Origin of the sequence: Streptomyces longispororuber, from assembly GCF_014656095.1 — a bacterium.
GTDB lineage: Bacteria > Actinomycetota > Actinomycetes > Streptomycetales > Streptomycetaceae > Streptomyces > Streptomyces longispororuber.
Window position 1 is genome coordinate 103257 of the sequence record NZ_BNBT01000006.1, and the last position, 14433, is coordinate 117689.

General features: G+C 69.6%; 12 protein-coding genes and 1 tRNA gene. 5 read left to right on the plus strand and 8 right to left on the minus strand.

The window, feature by feature from the left end; translation table 11 throughout:
* The first annotated feature begins 368 nt into the window (after window positions 1–368).
* Both IE330_RS03655 and IE330_RS03660 read left to right on the plus strand, forming a co-directional pair.
* On the plus strand, window positions 369–1760 hold the full coding sequence (locus tag IE330_RS03655) for a pyridoxal phosphate-dependent decarboxylase family protein (RefSeq protein WP_190134388.1): 1392 nt from the start codon (window positions 369–371) through the stop codon (window positions 1758–1760).
* The gene (locus tag IE330_RS03660; RefSeq protein ID WP_190134363.1) at window positions 1757–3199 is read left to right on the plus strand and encodes a lysine N(6)-hydroxylase/L-ornithine N(5)-oxygenase family protein; all 1443 of its coding nucleotides are present in this window, start codon (window positions 1757–1759) and stop codon (window positions 3197–3199) included. The genes IE330_RS03655 and IE330_RS03660 overlap by 4 nt, the downstream gene beginning before the upstream one ends.
* A gap of 36 nt (window positions 3200–3235) precedes the next feature.
* Here the strand turns inward: IE330_RS03660 and IE330_RS03665 are convergent, their stop codons facing one another.
* Both IE330_RS03665 and IE330_RS03670 read right to left on the minus strand, forming a co-directional pair.
* Window positions 3236–3628, minus strand: a complete 393-nt coding sequence (locus IE330_RS03665; RefSeq protein WP_190134364.1) for a hypothetical protein — start codon at window positions 3626–3628, stop codon at window positions 3236–3238.
* Between the two features lie 14 nt (window positions 3629–3642).
* Entirely contained in the window at window positions 3643–5439 is a 1797-nt protein-coding gene (locus IE330_RS03670) for a bifunctional metallophosphatase/5'-nucleotidase (RefSeq protein ID WP_190134365.1), read from the minus strand.
* Between the two features lie 144 nt (window positions 5440–5583).
* Here IE330_RS03670 and IE330_RS03675 point away from each other — a divergent pair, with 144 nt between their 5' ends.
* A complete protein-coding gene (locus IE330_RS03675) occupies window positions 5584–6291 on the plus strand; it encodes an SIMPL domain-containing protein (RefSeq protein ID WP_190134366.1) in 708 nt (235 codons plus the stop codon).
* 173 nt (window positions 6292–6464) lie between these two features.
* Complete coding sequence (gene pyk, locus IE330_RS03680; protein ID WP_190134367.1) at window positions 6465–7895, plus strand: pyruvate kinase; 1431 nt, start codon at window positions 6465–6467, stop codon at window positions 7893–7895.
* 14 nt (window positions 7896–7909) lie between these two features.
* Here the strand turns inward: pyk and IE330_RS03685 are convergent, their stop codons facing one another.
* Both IE330_RS03685 and IE330_RS03690 read right to left on the minus strand, forming a co-directional pair.
* Window positions 7910–8689 (minus strand): helix-turn-helix domain-containing protein, encoded by a 780-nt coding sequence (locus tag IE330_RS03685; RefSeq protein WP_190134368.1) that lies wholly within the window; start codon window positions 8687–8689, stop codon window positions 7910–7912.
* 109 nt (window positions 8690–8798) lie between these two features.
* Window positions 8799–8871: transfer RNA gene (locus tag IE330_RS03690), tRNA-Leu, on the minus strand.
* 99 nt (window positions 8872–8970) lie between these two features.
* Between IE330_RS03690 and IE330_RS03695 the strand changes: the two genes are divergently transcribed.
* On the plus strand, window positions 8971–9624 hold the full coding sequence (locus IE330_RS03695; RefSeq protein ID WP_190134369.1) for an ANTAR domain-containing response regulator: 654 nt from the start codon (window positions 8971–8973) through the stop codon (window positions 9622–9624).
* A gap of 253 nt (window positions 9625–9877) precedes the next feature.
* On the opposite strand, the gene IE330_RS03700 is transcribed toward IE330_RS03695, so the two are convergent.
* From IE330_RS03700 to IE330_RS03715, 4 genes are read right to left on the minus strand one after another with little or no spacing between them, the layout of a single operon-like run.
* Window positions 9878–10594 carry an ABC transporter ATP-binding protein gene (locus IE330_RS03700; RefSeq protein ID WP_190134370.1) on the minus strand — a complete coding sequence of 239 codons (717 nt, stop codon included), beginning with the start codon at window positions 10592–10594 and terminating at the stop codon, window positions 9878–9880.
* Complete coding sequence (locus tag IE330_RS03705) at window positions 10591–11601, minus strand: ABC transporter ATP-binding protein (RefSeq protein ID WP_373314549.1); 1011 nt, start codon at window positions 11599–11601, stop codon at window positions 10591–10593. The genes IE330_RS03700 and IE330_RS03705 overlap by 4 nt, the downstream gene beginning before the upstream one ends.
* Window positions 11598–13427 (minus strand): branched-chain amino acid ABC transporter permease, encoded by a 1830-nt coding sequence (locus tag IE330_RS03710; protein WP_229925359.1) that lies wholly within the window; start codon window positions 13425–13427, stop codon window positions 11598–11600. The genes IE330_RS03705 and IE330_RS03710 overlap by 4 nt, the downstream gene beginning before the upstream one ends.
* A 5-nt stretch (window positions 13428–13432) precedes the next feature.
* Entirely contained in the window at window positions 13433–14362 is a 930-nt protein-coding gene (locus tag IE330_RS03715; RefSeq protein WP_190134371.1) for a branched-chain amino acid ABC transporter permease, read from the minus strand.
* Window positions 14363–14433: the final 71 nt, after the last annotated feature.

Sequence of the window (14433 nt, forward strand, 5' to 3'; positions counted from 1 at the left end):
GTTTGAGGACGAGCGCGCCAGCGCGACAACACCAGCGGCGGGACAGGGGAAATCCAGCCCGTCCGGCGTTTGAGGACAAGCGCGCAGCGCGACAAGACGAGCGGCCGGGCGGGAGAGCGCCACCCCGTCCGGCCAGAGGACGAGGCGCGGAGCGCCGAGAAGCGGGGCCCAGGGGCGGCAGCCCCTGGTTCCCGGAAGGGCCGGGGCCCGAGAAGCCCCCGGCAGGGCCCTACCACCCCGCGGGACGCAGACACGTTTTCCCCGCACGGCCGTACCCCTTTCGAGTACCGATCCCCGCCCTCCCGGCCCACACCCCACACACACCCACCACTCTGGTGACCCCGTCCGTCCACCCGGAGGTCACCGCCATGCCCACCCCGCCGCCCCTCGCCGGAGGCGCCCACGGCCCCGGCGCCCTGCGGCCCCTGCTCGGCACCGTCCTCGACGCCCTGCGCCAGGGCGCCCAGGACCGCGGCGGCCCCCTCCCACGCGGCGGCCCCGCCGCCGTCGCCGACCGCCTCCGCCACGCCGTCGGCGACCTCCTGCCCACCCACGGCACCGGCGCCGAAACCGCCCTGCGCACCCTCGTCCGCGCCCTCGCCGCAGGCGCCGCCGACCCCGCCGAACCCCTGTGCGCCGCCCACCTCCACTGCCCCCCGCTCGCCCTCGCCACCGCCGCCGACCTCGCCGCCTCCGCGCTCAACCCCTCCCTCGACTCCTGGGACCAGGCCCCCGCCGCCTCCGCCCTCGAAGCCCTCCTCACCACCACCCTCGCCACCGAGGTCCACGGCCGCGGCGACGCCCTGATCACCACCGGCGGCACCGAGTCCAACCACCTCGCCCTCCTCCTCGCCCGCGAACACGCCGCCGCCCGCCACCAGACGCCGCACATCATCACCGGCGCCAACGCCCACCACTCCCTGCACCGCGCCGCCTGGCTCCTCGGCCTGCCCCGCCCCCACACCCTCCCCACCCCCGCCGGCGTCCTCGACCCCACCACCGTCGCCGACACCCTCACCCGCCTCACCAGCGACGCCCCCGGGCACATCCTCGTCACCGCCACCGCGGGCACCACCGACGCGGGCCTCATCGACCCCCTCCCCGCCCTCGCCGACATCTGCCACACCCACGGCGCCCGCCTCCACGTCGACGCCGCCTACGGCGCCGGACTCCTCTTCAGCACCACCCGCCGCCACCAGTTAGCCGGCCTCGACCGCGCCGACAGCACCACCCTCGACCTGCACAAACTCGGCTGGCAACCCGCCGCCGCCGGCGTGTTCACCGTCCGCGACCCCGCCGACCTCCACCATCTCGACCACCGCGCCGACTACCTCAACGCCGACGACGACACCGAAGCCGGCCTGCCCGACCTCCTCGGCCGCTCCCTGCGCACCACCCGCCGCCCCGACGCCCTCAAGATCGCCGTCACCCTCACCGCCCTCGGCCGCACCGGACTCGGCACCCTCGTCGACCGCGTCTGCGACCGCGCCCACGACCTCGCCCGGCAGATCACCACCCACCCCCGCTTCGAGCTCTACGCCCCACCCACCATCAGCACCGTCCTCTTCCGCCCCCGCACCGCCTACGACCACCACATCGCCCACGCCCGCCGCAGACTCCTCACCGACGGCACCGCCGTCCTCGGCCGCGCCCAACTCGACGGCCGCCGCTGGCTCAAAGCCACCCTCCTCAACCCCCACACCACCCCCGACGACCTCGCCACCCTCCTCAAGCTCGTGGAAGGAACCGCATCCCCATGACCGGCACGCCCGGCACGCCCGACACGCCCACCCCACCGAACACGCCCGACCCCCACCCGCGCGACCTCGTCGGCATCGGCATCGGCCCCTTCAACCTCTCCCTCGCCGCCCTCGCCCAGCCCCTCGACACCCTCGACACCGCCTTCTACGAACAGCGCCCCGCCTTCCACTGGCACCCCGGCCTCCTCATCGACGGCGCCACCCTCCAAGTCCCCTTCCTCGCCGACCTCGTCACCCTCGCCGACCCCACCAACCCCTGGTCCTTCCTCAACTACCTCAAGACCCGCGAACGCCTCTACCCCTTCTACTTCGCCGAGCACTTCCACATCCACCGCGCCGAATACGACGCCTACTGCCGCTGGGTCAGCGACAACCTCCCCGACCTCCACTACAACCACCAGATCGACGCCATCCGCTGGAACCCCGACCGCGCCATCTTCGACATCGACTACACCCGACTCGACCCCGACGGCGAAGCCGAAGCCCTCGGCCGCACCCACGCCAAGAACATCGCCCTCGGCATCGGCACCGCCCCCTATGTCCCCGAACCCCTCAAGCCCCTCGCCGACGCCCCCACCGTCCCCGTCATCCACGCCGCCGACTACCTCCTCCACCGCGACCGCTTCCTCACCGCCGACCACATCACCGTCATCGGCTCAGGACAGTCCGGCGCCGAGGTCTTCCTCGACCTCCTCCGCCACCGCCCCGCCGGCGCCGAGAAACTCCACTGGCTCGCCCGCACCCCCGCCTTCGCCCCCATGGAGTACTCCAAACTCGGCCTCGAACACTTCACCCCCGACTACACCCACTACTTCCACGCCCTGCCCGAAACCGTCCGCGACCGCCTCGTCCCCAGCCAGTGGCAGCTCCACAAAGGCATCGACGCCGACACCATCGCCGCCATCCACGACGAGCTCTACCGCCGCACCCTCCACGGCGGCTGGCCCGACGCCGTCCTCACCCCCGGCGTCCACGTCCGCACCGCCGGACGCGTCGCCACCACCCGCGTCGAACTCCACCTCGAACACGTCGAACAAGGCACCCGCACCCGCCTCACCACCGACGCCGTCATCCTCGCCACCGGCTACCGCGAACGCCCCCTCGACCGCCTCCTCGCCGCCCTCGACCCCTACCTGCGCCGCGACGCCTCCGACCGCCCCCGCGTCGACGAACACCACCGCCTCGTCCTCGATCCCACCGTCACCGGACACCTCTACGTCCAGAACGCCGAACGCCACACCCACGGCGTCGGCGCCCCCGACCTCGGCCTCGCCGCCTGGCGCGCCGCCCGCATCCTCAACCACCTCACCGGAACCACCCCCTACCCCCAGCCCCAGCGCACCGCCTTCACCCACTTCGGCCTCACCCCACCCGCCGGCCGCGCCACCCCCCACACCCCCGCGGAGCAGCGCGGCACCCTCGTCCGCCTCAAGACCTGACACCCACCCCGCACCCACCCCCGCGCACCACCGGCGTCAGCCGTCCACCACCTCCGCCAGCGCACCCACCGGCGCCACCACCCGCCCCGACCGCGGACACGACCACACCGCCACCTCCCCGACCACCCGCGCCTCCAGCGGATGCCCCCGCGGATGGTCGGGACACTCCGGCCACGTCGCCGGCAACAACCGCGCCGCCAACGCCTCCACCGCCCACTCCTGCACCTGCTCCGCCAGCTCCGCCACCTGCTCCGCCGGACCCACCCCCGCCGGCACCGACACCCCCAGGCCCGAACCGTCCGGCTCGTACAGCATCACCAGCGGATCCCCGTCGAAATCCACCTCCTCCCGCACGATCGGCCGCACCGCGCACGTGGCCCACACATCACGCCGCACCACCGCCAACGCGGCCGCCAGATCCCTCTTCATGACACCGAAACCTCCTAGAACACCGGAGTACCCGCACGCGTCAACCGCCACCCCACCCGCGCGAACTCCGCCGGATCCACCGTCCCCTTCGCCCTCACCCACGCGATGATCGTGTTCCGGATCTCGTCCGAATCCGCCCACACCTGCTGGGCCTTCGCCACATGCGGGAAGTTCCCGCCCCCGCTCGCCCGGTAATTGTTCACCGCCAGCACGAACCGCGCCCCCGGATCCACCGGCTCCCCCTCGAACCGCAGATCCACGATCCGCGACCCCACCGGCTGCGCGATGTCCACGTCGTACGTCACCCCGTACAGCGCGTCGTAGTTGTAGTCCGGCACACCCTCCGCGTTCGTCAGCCTCGCCGGATCCACCGGCGCACCCGGCGCCGTCCGCACGTAGTACCGCGCCGAGAACTCCAGGTACTCCTTCAGTTGCGCGCCCGTCATCAGCCGGGCCTCCAGCGTGTTCTCGAACGGATACAGGCCCGCCGCGTCCCGCAGCGTCACCTCACCCTCCGGAATCCGCGCCGACCGCGAGAAACACGACGCCTGCGACACCACCGGAAGACTCGCGTACGCGCCACCCGCCAGCGCCGCCCGCACCGTCTCCGCCTGCACATGGTTGATCAGATCGATGATCGGCACGTCCTTGTACGGGCCCTCCGCCGTACTCATCGCCGCCTTCGACGTCCCGATGACCTGGTTGACGTACGCCACGACCTTCCGGTGCTCGTCCCCCAGCAGCCGCGTGATCCGCCGGTCCTCCGCCACCGTGTTGGAGTTCAGGACCTTCGCCCCCACCGACTCCACCCGCCACCGGCCCTTCGACCACACCACACCGAAGTCGAACAACGTCAGCCGCTGCCCCCACTTCAACGGCTCCGACAGGACCACCTTCTTGCCCGTGGCCCTGTTCTCCACCACGTACTCGGGAATCTCCGTGTGCGCGTGCCCCACCAGGATCGCGTCGATCCCCGGCACCCGCTCCGCCACCAGCGCCGCCGCGTTCTCCACGTACGGCAACTGATCCCCGTACGACGACGTACCGCTCGACCCCGAGTGCGCCGACACCACCACCACGTCCGCACCCATCGACCGCAGCCGCGGCACCCACTTCGCCGCCTGCTCCTCCAGACCCGGGAACGTCATCTTCCCCTGCACATGCGCCTTGTCCCAGATCGCGATCCCCGGATTCGTCAGGCCGAGCACCGCCACCCGCACATCCCGCCCGTACGGCGTCCGCAGCCGGTGCATGCTGTACGGCGGAAACGCCGGCCGCTGCGTCCGCGCGTCCAGGGCATTCGCCCCCAACAGCGGGAAGTCGCACTGCTCCTGGAACTTCCGCAGCACCGGAATGCCGTAATTGAACTCATGATTACCGAGCGCCGCCGCGTCATAACCGATCGCGTTCATCGCCTGCGCCATCGGATGCACCGGACCACCCTTCGCGGTGATCGGGTCCACCTTCGCGTAGTAGTACGAGAGCTGCGTGCCCTGAATCGTGTCACCCGCGTCGATCAGGAGCGTGTTCCGCCGCCCCTTCTCCTTGCGGACCCGGTTCACCAGCGTCGATATCTTCGCCAGGCCCACATCGTTGTGGTCCTTGTCGTCGAACTCCTTGTCCGTGAAGTAGTCCCAGTTGAAGACATTCCCGTGCAGATCGGTCGTGCCCATCACCGTGAACGAGTACCGCTTCCGCCGGGCCCCCGCCCCGGCCGGGGCGGCCTCGGCCGTCACCGCCGGACCCGCCAGCGCCACACCCGCACCCGCGGCGGCGGAACTCCCCAGAAACGACCTTCTGTCCAGCGGCATTTCGACTCCCTCATGAACCATCGTGATCTACGCGCACTGATGACGCGCGTAGATTCTGGCCCAGGAAACCCGGCCGACAACAGCACCGCCAGGTTTCGATCCGATGACCACCCACCATGGCCCCGCAATGCCACAGTGGACCCCATGACCAGCGACGAGCCCACACCCACCACCCCCTACGCCACCCCGAACACCCCCCACGTAGCCGTCCGCGGCGAAGCCCACCTCGAAGTCGACCCCGAAATCGCCCGCATCGGCATCACCGTCACCGCCCGCGGCACCGACCGCCGCGACGCCCTCCACCACCTCACCCGCCGCAACAACGACGCCCTCACCCTCGTCAAAAGCTACGCAGACGCCGTCGAACGCATCGAGACCGGCGCCTTCTCCATCACCCCCGAACTCACCAAACGCGGCAAAGGCGAACGCGTCCGCACCTACCACGGCCGCGTCCACCTCACCGCCGAACTCACCGACTTCACCGCCCTCGGCGAACTCACCACCCGCCTCGCCGACCTCGACCTCACCCACGTCGACGGCCCCTACTGGACCCTGCGCCCCACCTCACCCGCCCACCGCACCGCCCGGCAACAAGCCGTCAAGGAAGCCGTCCAACGCGCCCGCGAATACGCCGAAGCCCTCGGCACCACCCTCGACGCACTCCTCGACCTCGCCGACACCGGCACCGACAACGCCCCCTACCCGCCCTACCCCCCGGCCCCCGGCATGACCCGCGCCGCCTTCGCCGGCGCCACCCCCGAAACCGCCGCCCCCCTCGACCTCGAACCCCAACGCCAAACCGTCTACGCCCAGGTCACCGCCCGCTTCACCCTCCACCCGCCACAACTCTGAGCCACCACCCCCAGCCCCACCGTCACCGCCCCACCCCCCGACACCCCTTGAACACGCTCATCGGAGCAACCCCCCGCACACTTCAACAGTTGTCAACCCCCCGACACGTAAAGGTTGTTGAGACGTCACGCCCAACCGGACCTCTACCGGCCGGTAAGCCCTACTGTCGAACCATGCGCCGAGCGAAAATCGTCTGCACCCTGGGACCCGCCACCGACAGCTACGACCAGATCAAGGCCCTGGTCGAAGCCGGAATGGACGTGGCACGCTTCAACCTCAGCCACGGCACCCACGCCGACCACGAGGACCGCTACCGGCGCGTGCGCAAGGCCGCCGACGAGACCGGCCGCAGCGTCGGCATCCTCGCCGACCTTCAAGGCCCGAAGATCCGCCTCGGCCGCTTCACCGAAGGCCCCGTCCTCCTCGAACGCGGCGACGAGTTCACCATCACCGTCGAAGACGGCGTCGAAGGCGACCGCAACCTCTGCGGCACCACCTACCAAGGCCTCGCCACCGACGTCACCCCCGGCGAACGCATCCTCGTCGACGACGGCAAGGTCACCCTCGAAGTCACCGCCGTCAACGGCCCCCGCGTCACCACCACCGTCCTCGAAGGCGGCATGGTCTCCGACCACAAAGGCCTCAACCTCCCCGGCGTCGCCGTCTCCGTCCCCGCCCTCTCCGACAAGGACGAGACCGACCTCCGCTGGGCCCTGCGCACCGGCTTCGACGTCATCGCCCTCTCCTTCGTCCGCAGCGGCCGCGACATCGACGACGTCCACCGCATCATGGACGAGGAAGGCCGCCGCCTCCCCGTCATCGCCAAGGTCGAGAAACCCCAGGCCGTCGACAACATCGACGACATCGTCGCCGCCTTCGACGGCATCATGGTCGCCCGCGGCGACCTCGGCGTCGAAATGCCCCTGGAACAGGTCCCCATCGTCCAGAAGCGCGCCATCAAGCTCGCCCGGCGCAACGCCAAACCCGTCATCGTCGCCACCCAGATGCTCGACTCGATGATCGAGAACTCCCGCCCCACCCGCGCCGAGGCGTCCGACGTCGCCAACGCCGTCATCGACGGCACCGACGCCGTCATGCTCTCCGGCGAGACCAGCGTCGGGAACTACCCCGTCGAAACCGTCCGCACCATGGGCCGCATCGTCGAAGCCGCCGAGGAGGACATCCTCGCCAAGGGCCTCCCCGCCCTCACCGAACGCAACAAACCCCGCACCCAGGGCGGCGCCGTCGCCCGCGCCGCCGCCGACATCGGCGACTTCCTCGGCGCCAAGTACCTCGTCGCCTTCACCCAGTCCGGCGACACCGTCCGCCGCCTCTCCCGCTACCGCTCCCCGATCCCCCTCCTCGCCTTCACCCCCGACCCCGCCACCCGCGCCCAGCTCAACCTCACCTGGGGCGTCGAAACCTTCCTCGGCCCGCACGTCGACTCCACCGACGCGATGGTCGACCAGGTCGACGAACACCTCCTCAAGATCGGCCGCTGCCACCCGGGCGACACGGTCATCATCACCGCCGGCTCCCCGCCCGGAGTCTCCGGCACCACCAACCTGGTCCGCGTCCACCACATCGGCGAGGCGACGCGGTAGCCCCCTCGCGGGGGTCAGTACTTCGCCCCCACGTGCGCGTCCATGAGCGCTACGGAGGCTTTGCGGGCGATGGACACCGTCACGGCGGCGCGGCTCTGGTTCAGGGTCTTCCACTCGATCCCGAGTTGGTCGAGCGTGCTGGTGAAGAGTCCGATGATGTCGGTGGACGTGTTCGTGAAGAAGTACCGCGGATACTCGTAACGCTTCCGCTCGCCACCGACGACTCGGGTGGTCCAGTTGGTGACCCGACAACCGTCGGAGTGGATGAGTCCCCGCACGAACTCCCACGGGTACGCGTCGACGATGTCCTGCTGCCAGCCTTCGAGAGCGATGGTGCGCTCGTGCTTCTTGCCGGGGCCGTGCTGAGGGAACATGCACGTCCAGTGCTTGGTGTACGACTTCACCTCGGCGCAGCCCGTCTTGTGGCGCACTCGCACGCTGGGCATGGGCATTACTCGTCGCATCGCGTCTCCGGCTGCGGAGATGAGTCCGGTGTGCGTCGCGTCACAGAAGATGGACAGGTGGTGTTGTTTCGGCTTCGAGACGATATGGCCGTCACCCAGATAGAGGCCTAAGAGGTACGAGTATGCCTCGTGATCGAATGTCCGCTTGGTGCAGTGCGGGCAGTCCGTTGGGCGCTCATATGGGACGTTCCGCTTCTTCCGGTCCTCGGAAAGCCACCATCCGACTGTCCCTCGAGGAACGTTGAGGAGCTCTGCTACGACCCGGTTCGATCGGCCTTGGCGGAGGAGTTCGAGCGCCTCAGCGCGTACCGAAGGTTTGTGCTGTTCCATAGGGGCAGCTTGTATGCCGCTGCGTGGGTGCGAGTGCAGACCGCACTGAATTCACACGATCACGTGAAGCTGATCGGCTTTTCTCGTGACCTTGGAAAGAGAGGAAAAGTGCCCCGGGTCGGATTCGAACCGACGCTGTATGGGTTTTGAATCCATGGCCTCTACCGCTGGGCTACCGGGGCCCCTTCAAAATGAAGGTCAGCGGTCACCCGCTGTGCCACCACCATACCGCAGCTAGGTAGGCTCAGGGGAAGCAGATCAGCCCCTCACAAGGAGCCCCCGTGACCGCGCCCGAGTCGCCCCAGCCCGTTGACGCGTCCGACGACAAGTCGCACGTCCCGCCGCTGACGACCCGTGTCGTCATCGCCGAGGACGAGGCCCTGATCCGCCTCGACCTCAAGGAGATGCTGGAGGAAGAGGGCTACACGGTCGTCGGCGAGGCCGGTGACGGCCAGACCGCCGTGGAACTGGCCCGGGAGCACAAGCCGGACCTGGTGATCCTGGACGTGAAGATGCCGGTCCTGGACGGCATCTCCGCGGCGGAGAAGATCGCCGAGGAGTCGATCGCCCCGGTCCTGATGCTGACGGCGTTCTCGCAGCGGGACCTGGTGGAGCGCGCCCGGGACGCGGGTGCGATGGCGTACCTGGTGAAGCCGTTCAGCAAGAGTGACGTCGTACCGGCGATCGAGATGGCGGTGTCGCGGTTCACGCAGTTGAAGGCGCTGGAGCAGGAGGTCGCGGACCTCACGCAGCGCCTGGAGACGCGGAAGCTGGTGGACCGGGCGAAGTCGATCCTGCAGACGGAGTACGGCCTGACGGAGCCGGCGGCGTTCCGGTGGATCCAGAAGACGTCGATGGACCGCCGCCTGTCGATGCAGCAGGTGGCGGAGGCGGTCATCGAGGACGCCGAGGAGAAGAAGGCCGCGAAGGGCTGATCATCCCCGATGCCCTGGGGGCGCCCCGTCAGGGGCGCGGGGAACTGCGCGAGCAACCCCCACGGGCGGTCAGCCGAAGGGGTCGGGTGCGCCCCGCAGGGGGCGCGGGGAACTGCGCGAGCAACCCCCACCGGCGGTCAGCCGAAGAGAGAACGCACAGAGAAGAGGGCGGTCACCCCGAAGCCGGGGTGACCGCCCTCTTCGCCGCTGGCGGGGCCCGGGGCCGAGCCCCGCTCAAGGCCCAGGGGCCAGGCTAGTCCTCGCCGAGGTAGGCCTTCCGTACGGACTCGTCGTGGAGGAGATCCGCTCCGGTCCCGGAGAGGACGACCCGCCCCACTTCCATGACATGGCCCTGGTCGGCGAGCGACAGCGCGGCCTGGGCGTTCTGCTCGACGAGCAGGATGGTGGTGCCCTGGGCCTTGAGCTCGGCGATCGTATGCATGATCTTCTGCATCATGATCGGGGAGAGGCCCATGGAGGGTTCGTCGAGCATGAGCAGCTTGGGCTGGGACATGAGGGCGCGGCCCATGGCGAGCATCTGCTGTTCGCCGCCGGAGAGGGTGCCGGCGGCTTGTTTGCGGCGTTCGCCGAGGATGGGGAAGAGGTCGTAGGCGCGCTGGATGTCTTTTTGGATGGCTGCTTTGTCGTCGCGGAGGTAGGCGCCGAGCTGGAGGTTCTCGGTGATGGTGAGGCGGGGGAAGATGTGGCGGCCTTCGGGGGAGTGGGCGAGTCCGAGGGCGACGATCTTGTGGGCGGGGATGCCGGTGAGGGGGCGTCCGTCGAAGGTGATCTTCCCGGAGAGGGGTTTGAGGAGTCCGGACAGGGTGCGCAGGGTGGTGGTCTTGCCGGCGCCGTTGGTGCCGATGAGGGTGACGACCTGTCCGGCTTCGACGGAGAAGGAGATGCCTTTGACGGCTTCGATCTTGCCGTAGGCGACCCTGAGGTCTTCGACCTCCAGCAGTGCGGTCACGGGGCTTTTCCTTCCGGGCCGGTGGCGCGGGGTGTGGCGCCGTCTTCGTGGTGCGGTGGTGCGGTGTCCGGCGGGGGGTCGGCGGCGGGGGCGGTGTCCGGGGTGTCGGCCGGGGTGGCTGCCCGCGGGGCGGTGTCCGGGGCGGCGGTGTCCGGGGTGGTGCCCTCCTGGTGGGCTTCGGCGGCTTCGACCTCGGCGACCTCGGCGGCGCCGGGGGCGCCTTCGAAGGGGGTGCCGAGGTAGGCGGCGATGACGCGTTCGTCGGCCTGGACGACGTCGGAGGTGCCTTCGACGAGCTTCTCGCCCTGGACGAGGACGGCGACGCGGTCGCAGAGGTTGAAGATGAACCGCATGTCGTGCTCGATGACGAGGACGGCGATGCCTTGGTCGCGGATGGCGAAGACGAGTTCTTCGGCGGCGCGGGTCTCCTGGGGGTTCATGCCGGCGGTGGGCTCGTCGAGGAGGAGCAGGCCGGGTTCGCTGGCGAGGGCCCGGGCGATCTCCAGCTTGCGCTGTTCGCCGTAGGGGAGGTTGCGGGAGAGGTGGTCGGCCTTGTGGGCGAGGCCGACGAAGTCCAGGAGTTCCATGGCGCGGGCGTGGGAGGCGGCTTCGGCCTTCTTGAAGCCGGGGCCGCGCAGGAGGGCGGACCAGAGGCCCTCTTTGGTGCGGGTGTGCCGGCCGACGAGGACGTTCTCCAGGACGGTCATGTTGGCGAAGAGCCGGATGTTCTGGAAGGTGCGGGCGATGCCGGCGGTGGTGACGAGGTGGGGTTTGGCGGGCAGGACGGTGCCTTTGTAAGCGACTTTGCCTTCGGTGGGGACGTAGAGGCCGGTGAGGCAGTTGAAGAAGGTGGTCTTGCCGGCGCCGTTGGGGCCGATGAGGCCGACGATTTCGCCGGTGTTGACGGTGAGGTCGACGGCGCGGACGGCGGTAAGGCCGCCGAAGCGCATGGTGACGCCGCTGGCTTCGAGGACGGTGGTGGTGGTCGCTGTGGTCATGGTGGTCACGCCCCCGCCTTGTGGACGCCGACGGTGCCTTCGGGCAGTTTCTGCTGGTCGGGTACGTCGAGTTGGTCGGTCTCGTGGTATTCGAGCTGGGCGCGCTTGTTGGCGACGAGGCCTTCGGGGCGGAAGCGCATGAGCAGGATGAGGGCGAGGCCGAAGAGGAGGAGCTGGTAGTCCTCCAGGAATTGGAGTTTGGCGGGGATGAGGTAGAGGAGGGCGGCGCCGATGAGGGGGCCGCTGATGGTGCCCATGCCGCCGAGGATGACGGCGGCGAGGAGGAAGGCGGAGTTGGGTGGGACGGTGTTGGCGAAGAGGTACTGCTCGGGGGTGATGCTGTAGGAGACGTGGGCCTGGACGGTGCCGGCGAAGCCGGCGAGGGTGGCGCCGAGGGCGAAGGCGATGAGTTTGACGCGGAAGCCGTTGATGCCCATGGCGGTGGCGGCGGTCTCGTCCTCGCGGATGGCGACCCAGGCGCGGCCGATGCGGGATTCGCCGCTGCGGCGGAAGACGAGGACGACGACGGCGGTGAAGAGGAGCATCAGCAGGTAGTAGTTGGCGGGCCTGCTGAGGGTGAAGCCGAGGACGTCGTGTTCGATGCCGAGGTTGTACCCGAAGAGTTGGAGGTCGGGGATGTTGGGGATGCCTTGGGCGCCGTTGGTGAGGTCGGGTCCTGATCGTCCGTTGAGGTTGTTCATGGTGATGCGGAAGATCTCGCCGAAGCCGAGGGTGACGATGGCGAGGTAGTCGCCGCGCAGCCGCAGGGTGGGGGCGCCGATGATGACGCCGAAGGCGAGGGAGGCGGCGGCGCCGGTGAGGACGGCGGCCCAGAAGGGGAAGTGGACGTCGAAGGTGGAGGCGGGGGAGCCGGAGACGAGGGCTGCGGTGTAGGCGCCGACGCCGAGGAAGGCGACGTATCCGAGGTCGAGGAGTCCGGCGAGGCCGACGACGACGTTCAGGCCGAGGGCGACGGTGGCGAAGATGAGGATGTTGACGCCGATGAGGGCGTAGCTGGCGTCGCTCTGGGTGAAGGGGAAGAGGGCGGCGGCGACGAGGGCCGCGGCGAGGGTGACGTTGCGGTGTTTGGCGGTGAGGGTGTTGAGGCGGGGGATGAGTCCGGCGCGGTGGAGTGCGGTGGCGCCGAAGCAGGCGGTGATGAGGAAGCCGATGAAGAGTTCGGAGTAGGCCTCGATGCCGTAGGCGAGGACGTAGAGGCCGATGCCGAAGGAGGCGGCGATGATGAGGATTTCGGCCCAGTCGGGGAGGGTCTTGGCGCGGGGTGGTGCGGGGGCCTTGAAGCTATGGCGCAGGCGTTGCCAGGGGTTGGAGGTGGGGGTGTCGGGGGTGGTGGGGGTGTCGGAGGGGAGTCCGAGGGCGCCGATGGCGGCGGTGAGGGCGCCGATGCCGGAGATCCAGGCGCCGGGTTCGAGGTTGACGATGCCGCCGAGGTGGTCGGAGATGGCGCCCATGGTGTAGCCGGTGGTGCCGAGGACGCCGAGGCTGAGCAGGAGGACGGGGCTGTTGGTGCCGCCGGGGATGAGCCAGGTGAGGCCGCGGAGGCGGTGTCCGGCGAGGGTGAAGACCAGGGTGAGGGCGGCGCCGGTGAGGGTGATGACCTGGAGTCCGCCGGGGTAGCCGGTGACGGTGAGGTTGCCGGGGAAGGCGGTGGTCCAGGTCCAGGCGAGGAAGGTGCCGAGGAGGGCCGCGGCGGAGCCGATGAGGACGAGGAGCCGGGCGAGGGGTTCGGGCAGGGGCAGGGTGGAGATGTGGGGGCCCGCGGTGGTTTTGGTGAGGCGCGGGGTGTCGGGGGTGCTGGGTGTCTTGGTTGTCATGGGTATCACGCTCGATCCGCGACGCGTTCGCCTAGGAGCCCTTGGGGCCTGAGGAGGAGGACGAGGATGAGGAGGGCGAAGGCCCACACGTCCTTCCAGGCGCCGCCGCCGAACTGTTCCATGCCGGGTACGTCGTGCATGTAGCCGGTGGCGAGGGCTTCGGCGACGCCGAGGACGATGCCGCCGAGCATGGCGCCGTAGATGTTGCCGATGCCGCCGAGGACGGCCGCGGTGAAGGCTTTGAGGCCCATGATGAAGCCCATTTTGAAGCCGACCTGGCCGTTGTGGAGGCCGTAGCCGACGGCGGCGACGGCGGCGAAGGCGGCGCCGATGGCGAAGGCCATGACGATGATGCGGTCGGTGTTGATGCCCATGAGTTTGGCGGTGTCGGGGTCCTGGGCGGTGGCTTGCATGCCGCGCCCGGAGCGGGTCTTGTTGACGTACCAGCCGAGGATGAGCATGCAGGCGGGGGCGGCGATGATGAGGAAGAAGTCGCCGCGTTGGATGTCGGCGCCGAAGATGTGGACGGGGTCGCCGCCGAATTGCGGGAAGCCGCGGTCCTTCTTGGCGTCGGGGTACCACTTCCACACGGCCTGCTGGAGCAGGATGGACAGGCCGATGGCGGTGATGAGGGGGGCGAGTCGTGGGGCTCCGCGCAGGGGGCGGTAGGCGAACCGTTCCGCTGCGGTGCCGACGGCGACGGAGCATATGACGCCGCCGATGATCATGAGGGGGACCGCGGCGAGCAGGGAGAACCCGTCGGGGAGCCAGAGGAAGACGGTGAGGGCGCCGAAGCCCCCGACCATGAAGATCTCGCCGTGGGCGAAGTTGATGAGCTGGACGATTCCGTAGACCATCGTGTAGCCGATCGCGATGAGACCGTACATCGCGCCGAGGATGAGTCCATTGGCCAGCTGTTGCGGCAGTTCGTTCACCGCAGGGCCTCCGTTGGATGGTTCGGATACGGCACCGCGCGGGAGCGCTGGTAGCGCGTCCCGCGCGGCCT